We start from the raw sequence: 15,342 nt of genomic DNA, 5'->3' as shown, positions 1-15,342 counted from the left end.
GCATGGTCGGCGCACCCCGGCCGTGGACGGATGCGCGACCCGCCGTACTCCAACCGCTACCGATAGGAGGTGACGTCCCTCACGCCGATCGCCCTGGTGCGGCGCAGAGGGCCCGTCGGGGCCATCTGCAAACCTCCTGTCTGAAGGGGGGGATTCGACACCCACAATCCTCTCGGACAGGAGGGATCGCCGCGATCACCCCACACCGGCGCGCAGCAGCTTCGTTCGACTTCTCTCCGATTCGATCAGGTCGGGTTCCGCTCCAACCTGTTTCACGATCGGCAGCCGCAGCTTCGCTCACGCGTCATCAGCGGGCTTCGCACCAATCGTAGATGCTGAGCGCCATGACCTTGATCGCGGTGATGTAGTCGTCGATGGAGACGTACTCGTCGTCGGAATGCATCACCGCCGTCGAGCCGGGACCGAAGATGACGGTCGGCGTGTTGCCGTAGAGGTTGAGGAAGCGCGTGTCGGCCGCGCCCTGCCGGCCGCTGATCTCGGGGTCGCGCCCGGTGATCTCCTTGAAGTTCCGGCACAGCGTCTGAACGATGGCGTGATCGTGCTGGATTTCCGACGCCTGCGCGTCGTAGCCGACGAAACGGACGACCGGCGGATGGTCCTTCATCCACGGGTCTGCGGCGGCGGCCTTCGCGACCGCCTCCACCAGGCTGCGCTTGACGCCTTCGTGGTCCTCGCCCGGCACCGTCGCCATGCTGCCCTTGAGCAGGCAGGTGGCCGGGAACGAGCTCGGGAAGCTGCCGGCGTGGAAGGCGCCGATCATGCACGGCAGCGCATCGATCGGTTTCGGGTAGAGCGGATGCTTCACGGTGGCGACCCGATGCGCCTCGAGGGCCTCGACCGCCTTGGTGATCTTGTAGCCGAGCTCGACGCCGCTGACGCCCTGGTAGCGTCGCTGGATGCCGGCTGCCTTGCCCTGGATCTCGATCTCGAACCAGATGCGCCCGATGCAGGCGGGCTGCACCGCGAGCCCGCTGGTCTCGCCGGAGATGCCGGCATCGGCCTTGTAGCCGCGGATGACCGTGTCCAGCGTCCCGTGGCCGCTGACCTCCTCGTCGATCACCACGTTGATCAGGACGTCACCCTTGAGCTTGACGCCCGCGGCCTTGAGGAACTCCACCGCCAGGATGTGGCTGGCGACACCGCTCTTCATGTCGCACGAGCCGCGCCCGTAGATGCGGCCGTCCTCGATCTTCGCCGACCACGGATTGTCGCTCCAGCCCTCGCCGTTGCCGACCGGGATCACGTCGGTATGCCCGTTCAGCAGCAGCGAGCGGCCGCCGCCCGTCCCCTTCCAGGTGGCGACGATGTTCGGACGCCCCTCGTAGCCGCGGTCCACCGGGATGTAGCCAGGATGCGTCTTCAGGGCCTCCCAGTCGGACTCCCACATGTCGACGTCGAGGCCGACCTTGGTCATGTAGTCCGACAGGAACGCCTGGATCTTGCCCTCGTCGCCCGTGACGCTCGGGATGGCGACGATCTGCTGGAGCAGCTTGATCGCCTTGTCGCGGTTGGCGTCGATCGTCTCGATCACGTTTTGACGGGCGTCGGTTGCCATGTCGTGTCCTTCTGCAGGTTGATGAGAGCAGTATTTCGCGCGGAGTGCTGCAGCCTGGCGGCAGACGCGCGCCAAATGAACCTGTCGCGGCCCCCCGGCCTCACCTCAATTCCGGATAGAGCTGGCGCGGCAGCCACAAACTGATCTCCGGTACGTAGGTGATGATCGCGAGGCTGAACAGCGCCAGCACGAGCCAGGGCAGCACCGCCCACACCACCGTCGCATAGGATTTGTCGAACGTCCCGCTGGCGACGAACAGGTTGAGCCCGAACGGCGGCGTGATGTTGCCGATGTCGACATTGACCGACATCACGATGCCGAAATGCGTGCCGGAGATGCCGGCGCCGGTGACCATCGGCAGCAGGATCGGCACCAGGATCAGGAGGTTCGAGAACACGTCGACCAGCATGCCGGCGATCAGCGCCAGGATGTTGACGAACAGGAGCGTCTGATCCGGCGAGGAGCGCAGGTCGGCGAACGGCGTGACGATCGCCTGGGTGACGCCGGAAACGGTGAGCAGCCAGGAGAACAGGCTGGCCGCGCCGACCATGATCAGGATGCGGGCGCTGGCGAGACCCGACTCGATGCAGACCTCCCACAGGCCGACGAGGTCGAGCTGGCGGTAGATCACGCAGCACACGAAGGCGGCGTAGATCACCGACACGGCGGCCGCCTCGGTGGCCGTGAACACGCCGCCATAGAGTCCGCCGAGGATGATGGCGGGCATGCCGAGGCCCCACACCACCTCGCGCGCATTCTGCGCGATCTCGGCGAGCGTGGCTCGGCGGGAGCGCGGAACCTTGTTGATGATCGCCCAGACCACGCAATAGACGGCGTAGACGAGCGCGAACACCAGGCCGGCACCGATGCCTGACATGAACAGCGCACCGATCGACACGTTGGCGATCGCGCCGAAGACGATCATGGCGTTGGACGGCGGAATGATCATGCCGATCAGCGCCGACGATGTGACGACGCCGAGCGCGAAACGCTCGCCGTAGCCGGCCTTGATCAGCGCCGGATAGAGAATGCCGCCGACCGCGACGATGGTCGATGCACTCGAGCCCGTGATGGCGCCGAACAGCACGCAGGTGATGACCACCGTCATCCCGAGTCCGCCCGGCAGGTGGCCGACCAGCCCTTGGATGAAGGCGATCAGGCGAGCCGACAGGCCGCCGCGCCCCATGATGTTGGCGGCCAGGATGAAGAACGGAATGGCCAGCAGCGGGAAGCTTTCGAGCCCCGCGAACACCCGCTGGGGCAGGATCGACAGCGGAATCGAGCTGGTCATGGCGAACACGATGAACGACGTGCCGACCAGCACGATGAACATCGGCACGGTCGAGAACAACCCGATCGCGAGCAGAATGAAGATCAACAGCGCGGTCACGGGCTCAGTCCTGTAGGTCCATCGCGAAGGAGAGGTCCGATGGCTGCTGACGCACGAGCCGCCACAAGAGCTGACAGGTCCGCAGAAACATCAGGGCGGAACCGAACGGCATGGCGAGATAGGTCAGCCACATCGGCGCCTGCATCACCGGCGTGACCTGTCCGCTGCTGAAGACGCGCAGCGTATGCTGGCCGCTGTACCAGCCGAACACGGCCAGAAAGACCAGAACCACCATCGCGATTGCGATCGCCAGCCGTCGCTTGTTGGCTGCCGACAGCACCAGCGGGAGAAGGTCGATGGCGATGTGGCCGCGCGTCCGGACGGCGACACTGGCGCCGACGAACACGATCCAGACCATCAGGTAGAGACTGACCTCCTCGGCCCAGGAGATCGGCATGAGGAAGACGTAGCGAAGCACCACGTTGACGAACAGCAGAACGCTGGCGAAGGCCAGCGCGCCGCCGACGAAGGTGATCTCCAGCCAGGACAGAACTTGGTCTGCCCTGGCCAGGATCGACGGCGACGGTCCCGTCGTCGCGTTCATGCGATCGACTCCGCGATGAAGGCGGTCACTTGCCCTGCGCCTTGGCGACATCGGCGCGGACGAGATCGACCGTCGCCGGGCCGAATTTCGCGATGTACCAGTCGTAGACGGGGCGCGAGGCCTTCTCGAACTCGGCGCGCTGCTCGGGCGACAGCGTCATGATCTCGACGCCGGCCTTCTTGAAGGCCTCGAGGTGCTGCGCCTCGGCCGCCTTGATGATGTCGCGCTGGTATTGGCCCGCTTCGCGGGCTGCCTTGACCAGGATGTCGCGCTGGTCGGCCGGCAGCTTGTCCAGCATCGGCTTGTTGATCATGAACACATAGGCGAGGAAGCCATGGTCCGACAGGGTCATGTACTTCTGGACCTCGAAGAAGCGCATCGAGGCGATGGTGGCGATCGGGTTTTCCTGGCCGTCCACCACCTTCTGCTGCAGCGCGCTGTAGAGCTCGCTGAAGTTGATCATGGTCGGCGTCGCGCCGAACGCCTTGAACTGCTCCTGGATGACCGGCGCCGGCATGGTCCGGATCTTCTGTCCCTTGTAGTCGGCAGGCTGGCGGATCGGAGTGTTCGCGGTGAACTGCTTGAAGCCGGACTCCCAGAAGGCGACGCCTTCGATGTTCACCTTCTCGAGCGGCTTGAGGATCTCGGTGCCGACCGGGCCGTCGACCACCTTGTAGGCGACCTCGCGATTGGGGAACAGGAACGGCAGATCGAGCACCTGCACGCTGGGCGCCAGCGGCGCGACCCAGGCGGTCGGCAGCACGGCGGCCTCGAGCGCGCCGGCCTGAACCTGCTCGACCATCTGGGTGCCGCTGCCGAGCATGCTGGACGGGAAGATCTGGACCTTCACCTTGCCGCCGGTGCGGCTCTCCACCAGTTCCTTCCACTTCACTGCGGCCTGGTGATGGGTGCTGGTCTCGGGCTGATCGTGGCCGAGCTTCACGGTGGTCTGGGCGAGGGCGGGAGACGAAACGAGCCCTCCCAGGATCAGCAACGCAGCAGGGATCACGTGTGCGCGGGACGCCATCGAGTGGCTCCTTGTTTCGAAAATGCGGGAAAAATAGGCAGTCACTGCCGGGCGATTGGACAGCAGTCGGTGTAAGTCATCCTATTAATAGTACGATAGGACCGGCGCCCTGGCTTGGCAACATCCGTGCCGACCCCGATGTGGCTCCTCGACGGCGTCGGAACGGTTTGCTCGAATCCGCCACGGCCGGATCGTCAGGGGTGGGCGCCGCTCGAGAATGGCTCGGGGGCGAGCGTCAGCGATCCCTCGGCCGCGCGCGCTGCCATCGCCGCAAAGGCGTCCAGGGACACCGGGTCGAACTTGACCTTGTCGCCGGGCGCGATCAAGGCGGGGGGATCGCGCCGCAAATCCCAGATCGGCACCGGCGTGCGCCCGATCAGATACCAGCCGCCCGGACTTTCCATGGGATAAATGGCCGTCATCTCGCCTGCGATCGCGATTCCGCCTACCGGCACCTTCAGGCGCGGAGTTGCAAGCTTCGGAAGCACCAGGCGAGACGGCACGTTTCCCATGTAGGGAAACCCCGGCAGATATCCCAGCATGTAGACGTGATAGGTCTCGGCGCTGTGGCAATCGACGACCTGCGACGCTGTCATTCCGGTGCGCGCCGCCACCTCGGCGAGATCGGGGGCCACCGCCTCGTCATAGCAGGTGGGCATATGCCACAACCGGCCGGACTGCTCCAACAGGCCGGCCATGTCGGCCGCTTCCAGTCCTGCAATCATCTCCTTCAGCCGCGCCATCAGGTCGGCTGGCTCGAGCAGCAGCGGCTCGTAGTGCACCATCAGGGATCGAAATGTCGGGACCAGCTCCTCGATCCCGGGTATGGCAGCTCGCTCCACGCGATGCGCGAATTCGAGAACGAGCGCGTTGACGTGGCGGTCCACTGTGTCGCCGAACTCGACGATCATGGCCGTATCACCGGAGAACAGGATTCTCGAAGCCGGACTCGCCTGCATCATGTCCACCATTGACGCCCGTCGACCGAGCCCGGTATCAGCCCAGCTACACGCGGCCGAAAGCTAGTATGGATTGCCTCGTTCGAGAAGCTTACGATTTGTCCAGTCGTTCACCTGGTCGGCTGTTTGAGAATCGTCACGGCCGTGCCTCGAAGGTGGAGTCGTCGCCCTCGGCGAAGCCGAACCAGTCCTCGCCGGAGGGCAGGCTGGAGCCGGCTCGCGATATGGCCCATGAGCTTCTTTTTCACGGGGATCGGCTTCTTCCCGATCCGGCGATAGACCAGCGTGGCGGTTTCGATCGCCGCGGCCGAGGTCAACGTGCCGCCACCACCTCGATCAGCGGAATCAGATCTGGTGGATCGAACGGATGCCCAATCAGGACGCGATCGGGGTGGCGGCACTCCGGCCGCGCCATGACGTTGTCGTCGCTCGCGGACATGGCGGAGCGGATCGCCTTGTCCGACCTCGACGTCACCCTGAGCGTGAGGGAGATCGGCGGACCTCGGACGTCCGCATCGGCGGCAGCGCGGGTCAACGGGGGCGGAGTTCTGCCGGGATATCCGCAGCTCTCCACTAGAGCATTTTCCGGCGATCTCGACCCACCCTCCGCTCATTCCCGCGAAAGCGGGAATCGAGGGGCCACGCCCGCGGTTCTGGGTCCCCGCTTTCGCGCTACGGGATGCACAGATCTCGTTTTGTCGAGACCATCTGGTGGTACGGCAAAAAGAGCGCCTTCCCCACCGTCGTCATCGCCGGGCTTGACCCGGCGATCCATCATCCTGCGAACAAAGCATTTTTGCGAAAATCGATGGATGCGCGGGTCGAGCCCGCGCATGACGCTCTCATGCATGGCAAGCGATGTGTGCATCCCGTAGCGCTTTCGCGGGGACGAGCGGAGTTCGTAGGCCGATTCATCTCGATCGGAAATCGCTCTAATCTGACGTGAGCGTTCCTCACTCACGCCGCGGCTTGGTGCCGGAAGCAGACGTGGGATCAACAATACAAGCTTCTCTGGCTCTGGGTCCAACCATCACCGAACGACGAAATAGCGGAATGCCGAACGACGGCTCATGGCTCTGCGGTTGCGAGGACTGATTTGCCCGTCTCTTTGCTCGGCGATCCGGAATCCTGATCATCGAGAGCCCGAGACGCCAGCTCGGCCGTCTTGAGAAGATGACCGGTCAGGAGATTTGCCGCGCTTTCGGCGTCGCGCGACAGTGTGGCCTCCATGATGAGCCGGTGCTCGTCCTGCTGACGTTCTTTTCGCGTCGTCGGCTTGACGAGACGCCGGTATCTGTCGCCGAGATCGAACAACTGCTCACAATATCCCAACAGAAAGGATGAACCACAGGCACGCAGCAGGCTGGCGTGAAAGGCGCGGTGCGCGGCTTCGTTGCTCTCGGCGCTGTTCGCCCGGTCGACGCCCGGCGCATCGACGGCGATGCGCGCCAGCCGATGATAGGCGAGGACGATGCCTTCTTCCCACGCGGTATCGCCGCGCTTGATGGATTGCCGGAGCGCGAGCTCGTTCAGCCAACACCGCGTGACCGTGATCTCCTCCAACTCGGCCCTGCTGAGCGGCGCCACAGCGAATCCACGAAGGTCGGTCTGCGTCACCAGTCCGTCGCGCAGCAGCCGATTCAGCGCTTCGCGAATCGGGCTGAAGCCGGTGCCGTAGCGCTCGCAGAGCTGGCGGATCCGCAACTGGCTTCCTGGCTCGAGCGCACCGTCGATGATGTCGCGGCGCAGACTCACGTAGGTCGCGGAGGCCAGCGTCTCGCCGACTCGGCGGCTCTTCGGGTCGAATTTTCTTTTGGTCATGGTCGCGATCATCAGCCCTGCAGGGCGAAACCGGCGCACCGGCAGCCCCAACTTTTCATTTTGGAGACAATTCGCTCGAGCGGCAACTCATAGGCCCTATGTGCGAACACTATACGTAGTATACCTGATTGTCGACCATCGTATCAAAAGTGTCAGATGTTCGAACATTGAAGCCCGCCCCTGAGGCGAGCTCGGTAGGACCACGACGATGGTCGCCGTTGTCCGACGGTCGAAAGGACGAACCTCGAGAAGCGAGCCGATTCGACCATCGAATTCCTCGGCCTGCGTACCAGAATCCGACTGCCACCCCCGCAAGAACAGCCCCCGCCTGAAGTCTCCTAGACCTCAACCGACCCGTTCGGGCCCTTCCGACCGGCGCCGTTGAGGGGCGCCAGGACAGATCTGCCCTGGTCGGTTCGTTGCGGTTCGTAATCACGGGTGGTCGATATGGCCCAATTCCGAGTGGCTGCGCCGAGAGCCCTCGACGAGGTGTTTTCGCTCCTGCCGACTTATGGTGCCGACGCTGCGCTTGTCGCCGGAGGCACGGATGTGCTGATCCACATCCGGGCCGGAAAGTCCTCACCGAAGCTCCTCGTCCTGCTCTCCAAGGTTCGCGACCTCGACAGCACGATACAGGTCACCGGGAGCGGGGTTCTCTTCGGCGCTCTGACGCGCCTGAGCGATGTCGCAAGTCATCCGGTCATCAGGGATCGCTACGCGGCTCTCGCCGATGCGGCCGGTCAGATCGGCTCCGAGCAGATACGAAACCGCGGAACGCTGTGCGGAAACATCGGCAACGCCTCGCCGGCCGCCGATACGATGCCGCCGCTGTACATCTACGACGCCGTCGTCAACGTGGTCGGACCAAACGGGCGACGAGCCGTTCCGATCCAATCCTTCGTGACGGCTCCCGGGAAGACCTCGCTCGCCCAGGGCGAGTTGATCGAAAGCATCTTCTGTCCGTGCCCCGAGGATGGTGCAGGCTCCGCCTACATCAAGCTCGCGCGCCGGAACGGCATCGACATCGCGACGGTCGGTGCTGCCGCGATGATTCTCGGAACCGGCAAGGTCAGGGTGGCGCTCGGTGCCGTCGGTCCCACGCCGGTCCGGGCGCTCGATGCGGAAGACCAGCTCGGGAAAGGGCTCGATGACGCGGACGCGTTCGAGCGCGGCATCGACATGGTCGCCGCCGCGACCAAACCCATCACCGATATCCGCGCCTCCCGCGACTATCGGCTGGCGATGGTGAAAGCCCTCACGCGCGAGGCGATCCGAGTCTCGCTGGAGCGTCGCCTCACAACCGGCCGGGTGCTGCCATGATGTCGGACACGATCGAGCTCCAGTTCACGCTGAACGGCCTCCCGAAGACCATCGCGGTGCGCAGCAGCGCCATGCTGGCCGAGGTTCTGAGAGACGATCTCGGGCTGCTCGGAACCAAGATCAGTTGCAACGAAGGCGAATGCGGCGCCTGCACGGTGCTGATCGACGGAAGGACGGCGAACTCCTGCATCGTCCTGGCCGCCGAGGTCGACGGCTGCGAGGTGCTGACGATCGAGGGACTGGCGGCCGGCGGCGAGCTGCACCCCATCCAGACGGCGTTCATCGAGGAAGGGGCGGTGCACTGCGGCTACTGCACGCCCGGCATGATCCTGTCGACGAAGGCGCTTCTCGATCGAAACCACGATCCGGACTCGGCCGAGGTGCGCAAGGCGCTCGAAGGCAATCTCTGCCGCTGCACTGGCTACAACCGAATTCTGAAAGCCGTGTCGAGAGCCGCCGGGAAGCTGCGCGCGCCGTCTCCGGTCGCAGGGGAGTGAAGCCGATGGACGTCGTCGGAAAGAGCGTTCTCCGCGGGGATGCCTACAAGAAGGTGGTCGGAACGCACGAGTTCGCCATCGACGGACGAGTTCCCGGAATGCTCTGGGCGCGGCTCGTCAGGGCGCCCACGGGCCATGGGCGGATCGTCTCGGTCGATGCGTCCGAGGCTCTGGCCGTGCCCGGCGTCGTGTCGGTGATCACGGCGGCCGACCTTCCGAAGCCGATGCCGCTCTATGGCTCGGTCGTCGCCGACCAGCCGCTGCTCGCCGACGGGACATACCGGTATCACGGCGAGCCGGTCGCCGTGGTGCTCGCCGACAACGACGAGGCGGCATTGATCGGCGCCGCGCGAACCCGCATCGCATACGAGGAGCTTCCTGCCGTCGTGACGGTCGCCGACGCGCTCGCTCACGATGCGGCCCTGGTCCACGACACGGAGGGCGGACCCCGCTCGAACGTCCACAAGGCGTACAACTACGCTTGGGGCGACGTCGGCTCGGCCGAGGCGCAGTGCCACAAGATCTTCGAGAACACCTACACGTTCCCGATGATCCACCACTTCGCCTTGGAGCCGTTCTCCGTCATCGCCTGGCCCGAGAGCGGCGGGGTGCAGATCAAGAGCCCGGTCCAGCATCCGTTCCTCCTGCGCCGTGTCGTGGCCGAGTGCCTTAAGCTCGAGCTGTCCAAGGTTCGGGTCGTGGCGACCAGCATCGGCGGCGGGTTCGGCTCCAAGGGCTACGCGAAGTACGAGCCGCTCGCGGCCTGCCTGGCGCTGCAGACCGGCCGGCCCGTCAAGATCTCGACGTCGCTCGACGAGGCGTTCGTCACGGCGCGGCGGCTGTCGGCGACGGTGCGCATGAGGACGGGGTTCGACCGTGACGGTCGAATCCTGCTTCAGCAGGTCGAGGCCGACTATCTGATGGGGGCGTATGCCGACGCCGGCCCGCGGATTACCCAGAAGGCGGCCTATGTGAGCTGCGGGCCGTACCGAATCCCCAATCTGCGGACGGTGGCGCGCGCGATCTATTCCAACACCACGCCGAGCACGGCGGCGCGAGGCTTCGGCATGCCGCCGTTGAACTTCGCCCTCGAGACCCAGATGCAGATGGCCGCAAGGGACCTCGGCATCGACCCCGTCGAAATCCGGTTGCGCAACCTGGTCAGGAAGGGCGAGCAGCTCGTCCCCGGCGACATCCCGGCCGACGGCGAGTGGAGCGAGGGGCTGCGACGTGCCGCCGACATGCTCGGATGGGACGAGCCGCTGCCGCCCGGAACCGGACGCGGCATCAGCATCGGCATCAAGAACCCGATTCCCGGCTCGGTGTCGAACGCGCTCGTCAAGCTGCATGCCGACAACAGCCTGACCGTCGCGGTCGGCACATCCGAGATGGGGCAGGGAGCCTGCACCGTGCTGGCCCAGATCGCCGCCGAAGAGCTCGGCATTCCCATGGATCGCATCACCATGATCATGGGGGACACGGCGGCCGTGCCGTTCGACGTCGCGACGGCCGGAAGCCGGTCGACCGTGACGATGGGCAACGCGGTCCAGTCGGCCTGCAAGGACGTGATCAAGCAGCTCGAGGACATGGCCAAGGAGCTCGGCCTGATCGCCGCCGACGAGACGGTGCAGATCAAGGGCGGAATGGTGAGCGACGGGCAGAACAGCCTGTCGTTCAACGACATCTTCACCCGGTACTTCTCCAAGACCCAGGGCGAGGTCGTCGGCCGCGGACTCTACAAGGGCGAGGTGGTCGCCGGACATCCCCTCGGCGGATTGTCGGACTTCTGGGAGGTCATCTTCATCGCCGTCAAGGCGAGGGTCGATCCTGCGACCGGCAAGGTTCGGATCACCAAGATGATCAACGTCAGCGACATCGGCAAGGCGATCAATCCGCTCCACTGCAAGTCGCAGGAGGAGGGCGGCGCCATGATGGGGCTGGGTCACGCTCTCATGGAGCAGATGCTCTACGACGAGAAGGGGCGCCTGCGGAACGGAAGTCCCCTCGACTACAGAATCCCGACCACGATGGACATCCCGTGGGAGATGGACTCGTCGCTCGTCGAAAACCAGGACGGCGCCGGTCCGTTCGGGGCGAAGGGGATCGGCGAAAGCGGCGCCATCACGGCGGCCGCGGCGATCGCGGCGGCGGTCGCGGACGCCACCGGAGTCTTCTTCAAGGACCTTCCGATCACATCGGAACGAGTGTGGGCGGCATTGTCCGCCGACAAAGCGTAGACGCCTCGCGTCGCGTCGCGATCCGACGCGGGGAAGACACCATCATGCGCGCTCGAATGCGCTCCATAGGCGGTTGGGACTTTGCACATGACCATACAGCCACTCGACCACGTGCCTGCCTCCCCAGTCGTTGCGGTCGGGGCCGCACCGGTGGAATCGAAGTTCGCCGAAATCTTCGCCTCCTTCAGAGCGGCCTTCAAGGTCGACGGGCTCCTGCTGATGGGCCTGTTCGCCGCGTGGCTCTTCGATGCGATGGACGCGACGATCTACGCCTATGCGGTTCCGTCGATCATCAAAGACCTGAACGTGACGATGGCGGAAGCCTTCAGCGTGGTCTCCGTCTTCCTGGCGTCCACCGCGATCGGCGGCATCGTGATCGCCAGCATCGGCGACAAGATCGGGCGTAAGCCGACCGTCCTGTTGTCCGTGGTTCTGTACGGCGTCTTCAACTTCCTGTGCGGCACCGCAGAATCGCTCACCGAGCTCAGCATCTATCGGGGGCTGGTCGGCTTCGGCCTCGGCGGGCTGTGGCCTGCGGCGATGGCGCTGGTTTCCGAGGTCTGGCCTGCGAAGAGCAGAGGAATGGCCGTCGGTGTCCTGCAGACGGGCTGGACCTTCGGCCTGCTCACCGCCGCGATGTTCGCATTCACGATCATCCCAAGCCACGGTTGGCGCTGGATGTTCTACGCGACCGTCGTTCCGGTGGTGATCACGTTCTTCCTGGTGCTGTTCTGCGTCAAGGAATCGCCGGTCTGGAAGGCGAAGCGGCAGGAACAGAAGGCCCAGCCTCGGGCGTCGGGGAACGCCATCCCGCTCGTGGCGCTCTTCAACAAGAAGAACCTCCGGAACACGCTTCTCGGCCTCGGCGTCTCGATCTTCGGCATGTACGGCTGGTGGACGCTGTTCACCTTCCTGCCGACCTACATCGACAAGACCCTGAACGTCGGCATCACCAAGGGCGCCGAGTTCATGATCTGGACGAGCATCGGTGCCTTCTTCGGCTACCTGCTGTTCGGCGCCTTCGCCGATCGCGTCGGGCGGCGTCCGACCTTCGCGGTCTTTTTCGTGGCGATGGGCATCATGATCACGGTGTTCATCTATACGGTGACGTCGACCGGCTTGACCTATCTGCCGCTCGTCGGCATCGCGCTCGGCTTCTTCACCGGCTACTACAGCGGATACGGCGCATTGTTCTCCGAGCTGTACTCGACCGACGTCCGGGCGACCGGTGCCGGATTCCTCTACAACGGCGGCCGTGCGGCCGTGTTCGTCGGGCCGATGATCATCACCTATCTCATCCCGAAGGTCGGCTTCAGCCTGGCGATCAACTCGGCCGCCCTCGCATTCGTCGTGGCTGCGGTCTTCGTCCTGCTGATGAAGGAGACGAAGGGCATCGAAATCGCCACCCTCGACAAGAACTCCTGAGGCGACAGGCGGCGTTTCGTCGGCGAGCAGCCGCGCGAGACAAACTCACGAACGCCGTCCGATCTGTCCGCGCAGGTCGGACGGTCTCTGGACCTGGTCGAAACCCGGTCGATGCGACGAAGGATGATGATCCGGCTGCCACGGCGGCGGATGGTGCGGTCTCGGGTGGACTGCCGAGCTTTCTGTCGGTGACCGCGACAGTCACAGCAGCCGTCTGAAGGAAAGAGTGTCATGAGCGAGCCCCATATCCGCGACAACGAATGGTGGGTCTGCCCCTACAACAACGCGCCCGAGGTGGCGGCGGCGCGGCAGCTTCCGCCGAAGGTGGAGATCCACGACGCGACGCTGCGCGACGGCGAGCAGACGCCCGGCATCGTCATGGACGTCGCCGACAAGGTGGCGATCGCCGAAAAGCTCGCCGAGGTCGGGGTCGAGCGCATCGAGGCCGGCATGCCGGCCGTCTCCGACATGGATTTCACCGCCATCAAGGAGATCTCCCGGCTCGGCCTGAAGTCCAAGATCTTCTCGTTCGCGCGCGCCGTCACGGGCGACATCGACAAGGCGCTCGAATGCGGCTGCCACGGCGTCATCGTCGAGGTGCCGATCGGCTGGCCGAAGCTCAAGTACCAGTTCAAGTGGACCTGGGAGGACGTGCTCAGGAAGAGCGTCGAGGTGGTCAACTACGCCAGGAAGCGCGGCCTCTACGTCGTCTACTTCCCCTACGACACGACGCGGGCCCGCGAGGAGGATCTGACCAACCTGCTCACCCGCCTGATGCAGGAGGCGCCGCCCGACTCGATCGGCGTCGTCGACACCATGGGCTGCGCCCTGCCGGAGGCGATCAAGTACATGGTGCGGTGGGTGAAGCGCATCACCGATCTGCCGGTCGAGGTGCACACCCACAACGACTTCGGCATGGCGGTGGCGACCGAGCTGGCCGGCGTCGAGGCGGGCGCGAGCTGCGTGCACTCCTGCGCCAACGGGCTCGGCGAGCGCACCGGCAACGCGGCGCTCGAGGAGCTGATGGTCGCGCTGCACGTGCTGTACGGCTACGACAAGCAGTACCGGCTCGACAAGCTGCCCGAGCTCGGCGCCCTGGTGAGCCGCATCAGCGGCGTGCCGATCGCCGCCAACAAGCCGATCCTCGGCTCGAAGAATTTTACCCGCGAATCGGGAATCGGGGTGGATCTCGTCGTGAAGGAGCCGCTCGCCATGTTCGGCACCCATCCGGCGCTGACCGGGCGGGCCGGCGACGTGGTGCTCGGCAAGAAGAGCGGCAAGGCGTCGATCACCTACACGCTGGAGAAGCTCGGCCTGCCGGTCCCGGACGACGCCGCCGTCAACGAGATGCTCAGGCAGGTCAAGGACCAGGGCATCGCCAAGCGCGGCCTGGTCACCGACGAGGAGTTTCGTGCCATCGCCGAGAGCGTCGTGGGAACCGCATATCCGAAGCTCAACGGCAAAAGCCCGACTGCCGCGATGCCGTTGCTGTACGTCTCGAAAGCGTACTGACTCGGCAGAGCAATTCAGATCGTTGGCGCTCCACTCACCGGAATTGACGTATCATGACTGCTGCAATCGACTTCGTCGCGCGTGACACGCGCGTCCAGCGCCTCGACCGCGCGTTCCGCTGGCCCGGCGGCCGCCATGTCGCCGTCATCCTCAACCTCGCCTACGAGGCGTGGTCGGACGGCAAGGCCCCCGGCGTCGGCCCCATGGGCAACCCGCTGCCGGCCGGCGCCTTCGACACCAACGCGCTGTCCTGGGGCCATTACGGCGTCGCCCGCGGCATCGACCGGCTGCTGCGCAACCTCGGCCGCCACAAGGCGCGCGCCAGCGTGATGACCTCGGGCGTGCTGGCCGAGCGCACCCCCGACGTGCTCAAGCGCATGGTCGAGGACGGCCACGAGATCGTCGCCCATGCCTGGGCCCAGGACGTCATCCCGGCGACGCTGACGACCGAGCAGGTGAAGGCCGACATCGTCCGCACCACGCAGGCGATCGAGGCGGTGTCGGGCAAGCGGCCGATCGGCTGGATCAGCCCGCGCGGCACGCCGTCGCGCGAAGGCTCGCGCCTCTTGATCGACGCCGGCTATCGCTGGCAGGGCGACGTGTTCGACGACGAGCGGCCCTATATCCAGATCTGCGAGAACGGGCGCATCGTCGCCATCCCGCTGACCATGGAGATCAACGACCTGCCGCATGCCATGCGGTTCGGCCGCTCGCCGCGCGACTTCGTCGCCCTGTTCGACGATCTTCTGGCCAATGTGCTGGCCGGCGAGGACGCGGCCGTGGTGATCGACGTGACGGCGCATTGCCACGTGTTCGGCCGCCCGAACGGCGCCTGGGCCTACGAGGCGATCGTCAAGACCGTGATGGGCCGCGACGACGTCTATGTCGCCACCCGCGCCGAGATGGCCGACTACGTGCTGAAGACCGCCGGCTGACCGCGGCGAGTCTTTCGATCGCCGTCGATCGGCATCGCCACGGCCGCCGCGTCCGCACGGCGGCCGGGGCAGGCCTGGTGGCTCGCCGGGAGGCGAGCC

General features: G+C 65.4%; 13 protein-coding genes. 6 read left to right on the top strand and 7 right to left on the bottom strand.

The genetic code is table 11. From position 1 onward, the window contains the following. Positions 1 to 307: 307 nt before the first annotated feature. The 7 genes from HXX10_RS15020 to HXX10_RS14990 all read right to left on the bottom strand — a co-directional run bounded on the left by HXX10_RS15020 (position 308) and on the right by HXX10_RS14990 (position 7,329). Positions 308 to 1,576 carry an ArgE/DapE family deacylase gene (locus tag HXX10_RS15020; protein WP_296523423.1) on the bottom strand — a complete coding sequence of 423 codons (1,269 nt, stop codon included), beginning with the start codon at positions 1,574 to 1,576 and terminating at the stop codon, positions 308 to 310. Positions 1,577 to 1,676: 100 nt separating this feature from the next. Further along, positions 1,677 to 2,966 carry a TRAP transporter large permease gene (locus tag HXX10_RS15015; RefSeq protein WP_296523422.1) on the bottom strand — a complete coding sequence of 430 codons (1,290 nt, stop codon included), beginning with the start codon at positions 2,964 to 2,966 and terminating at the stop codon, positions 1,677 to 1,679. A gap of 4 nt (positions 2,967 to 2,970) precedes the next feature. Further along, on the bottom strand, positions 2,971 to 3,510 hold the full coding sequence (locus HXX10_RS15010) for a TRAP transporter small permease (protein ID WP_296523421.1): 540 nt from the start codon (positions 3,508 to 3,510) through the stop codon (positions 2,971 to 2,973). 25 nt (positions 3,511 to 3,535) lie between these two features. Further along, positions 3,536 to 4,537, bottom strand: a complete 1,002-nt coding sequence (locus HXX10_RS15005; RefSeq protein ID WP_296523418.1) for a TRAP transporter substrate-binding protein — start codon at positions 4,535 to 4,537, stop codon at positions 3,536 to 3,538. A 194-nt stretch (positions 4,538 to 4,731) separates the two neighbouring features. Beyond that, positions 4,732 to 5,508, bottom strand: coding sequence for a 5-oxoprolinase subunit PxpB (pxpB, locus tag HXX10_RS15000; RefSeq protein WP_296523416.1), 777 nt, complete (start codon positions 5,506 to 5,508; stop codon positions 4,732 to 4,734). A gap of 301 nt (positions 5,509 to 5,809) precedes the next feature. Next, the gene (locus tag HXX10_RS14995; protein WP_296523414.1) at positions 5,810 to 6,031 is read right to left on the bottom strand and encodes a 3-hydroxyacyl-CoA dehydrogenase NAD-binding domain-containing protein; all 222 of its coding nucleotides are present in this window, start codon (positions 6,029 to 6,031) and stop codon (positions 5,810 to 5,812) included. A 533-nt stretch (positions 6,032 to 6,564) separates the two neighbouring features. Next, positions 6,565 to 7,329 (bottom strand): GntR family transcriptional regulator, encoded by a 765-nt coding sequence (locus HXX10_RS14990; protein WP_296523412.1) that lies wholly within the window; start codon positions 7,327 to 7,329, stop codon positions 6,565 to 6,567. Between the two features lie 435 nt (positions 7,330 to 7,764). On the opposite strand from HXX10_RS14990, the gene HXX10_RS14985 reads away from it, so the two are divergent. The 6 genes from HXX10_RS14985 to HXX10_RS14960 all read left to right on the top strand — a co-directional run bounded on the left by HXX10_RS14985 (position 7,765) and on the right by HXX10_RS14960 (position 15,243). Then, positions 7,765 to 8,637: a xanthine dehydrogenase family protein subunit M gene (locus HXX10_RS14985; RefSeq protein ID WP_296523462.1), complete on the top strand. Its 873-nt coding sequence runs from the start codon at positions 7,765 to 7,767 to the stop codon at positions 8,635 to 8,637. Further along, on the top strand, positions 8,634 to 9,134 hold the full coding sequence (locus HXX10_RS14980) for a (2Fe-2S)-binding protein (RefSeq protein WP_296523410.1): 501 nt from the start codon (positions 8,634 to 8,636) through the stop codon (positions 9,132 to 9,134). The genes HXX10_RS14985 and HXX10_RS14980 overlap by 4 nt, the downstream gene beginning before the upstream one ends. A 5-nt stretch (positions 9,135 to 9,139) precedes the next feature. Then, a complete protein-coding gene (locus tag HXX10_RS14975; protein WP_296523408.1) occupies positions 9,140 to 11,371 on the top strand; it encodes a xanthine dehydrogenase family protein molybdopterin-binding subunit in 2,232 nt (743 codons plus the stop codon). 87 nt (positions 11,372 to 11,458) lie between these two features. After that, positions 11,459 to 12,796 carry an MFS transporter gene (locus HXX10_RS14970; RefSeq protein WP_296523406.1) on the top strand — a complete coding sequence of 446 codons (1,338 nt, stop codon included), beginning with the start codon at positions 11,459 to 11,461 and terminating at the stop codon, positions 12,794 to 12,796. A gap of 231 nt (positions 12,797 to 13,027) precedes the next feature. Beyond that, positions 13,028 to 14,308 (top strand): hypothetical protein, encoded by a 1,281-nt coding sequence (locus tag HXX10_RS14965; RefSeq protein WP_296523404.1) that lies wholly within the window; start codon positions 13,028 to 13,030, stop codon positions 14,306 to 14,308. Between the two features lie 53 nt (positions 14,309 to 14,361). Continuing rightward, positions 14,362 to 15,243 carry a polysaccharide deacetylase family protein gene (locus HXX10_RS14960; protein WP_296523403.1) on the top strand — a complete coding sequence of 294 codons (882 nt, stop codon included), beginning with the start codon at positions 14,362 to 14,364 and terminating at the stop codon, positions 15,241 to 15,243. Positions 15,244 to 15,342: the final 99 nt, after the last annotated feature.

The organism is Rhodoplanes sp., from assembly GCF_013377085.1.
Taxonomy (GTDB): Bacteria; Pseudomonadota; Alphaproteobacteria; order Rhizobiales; family Xanthobacteraceae; genus Rhodoplanes.
This window is presented reverse-complemented; position numbering and strand designations above follow the sequence as displayed.

Coding starts and splice junctions, on each gene's coding strand:
- HXX10_RS15020 (WP_296523423.1), bottom strand. CDS start 1,576: ATGGCAACCGACGCCCGTCAAAACGTGATCGAGACGATCGACGCCAAC.
- HXX10_RS15010 (WP_296523421.1), bottom strand. CDS start 3,510: ATGAACGCGACGACGGGACCGTCGCCGTCGATCCTGGCCAGGGCAGAC.
- HXX10_RS15005 (WP_296523418.1), bottom strand. CDS start 4,537: ATGGCGTCCCGCGCACACGTGATCCCTGCTGCGTTGCTGATCCTGGGA.
- pxpB (WP_296523416.1), bottom strand. CDS start 5,508: ATGGTGGACATGATGCAGGCGAGTCCGGCTTCGAGAATCCTGTTCTCC.
- HXX10_RS14990 (WP_296523412.1), bottom strand. CDS start 7,329: ATGATCGCGACCATGACCAAAAGAAAATTCGACCCGAAGAGCCGCCGA.
- HXX10_RS14985 (WP_296523462.1), top strand. CDS start 7,765: ATGGCCCAATTCCGAGTGGCTGCGCCGAGAGCCCTCGACGAGGTGTTT.
- HXX10_RS14980 (WP_296523410.1), top strand. CDS start 8,634: ATGATGTCGGACACGATCGAGCTCCAGTTCACGCTGAACGGCCTCCCG.
- HXX10_RS14975 (WP_296523408.1), top strand. CDS start 9,140: ATGGACGTCGTCGGAAAGAGCGTTCTCCGCGGGGATGCCTACAAGAAG.
- HXX10_RS14970 (WP_296523406.1), top strand. CDS start 11,459: ATGACCATACAGCCACTCGACCACGTGCCTGCCTCCCCAGTCGTTGCG.
- HXX10_RS14965 (WP_296523404.1), top strand. CDS start 13,028: ATGAGCGAGCCCCATATCCGCGACAACGAATGGTGGGTCTGCCCCTAC.
- HXX10_RS14960 (WP_296523403.1), top strand. CDS start 14,362: ATGACTGCTGCAATCGACTTCGTCGCGCGTGACACGCGCGTCCAGCGC.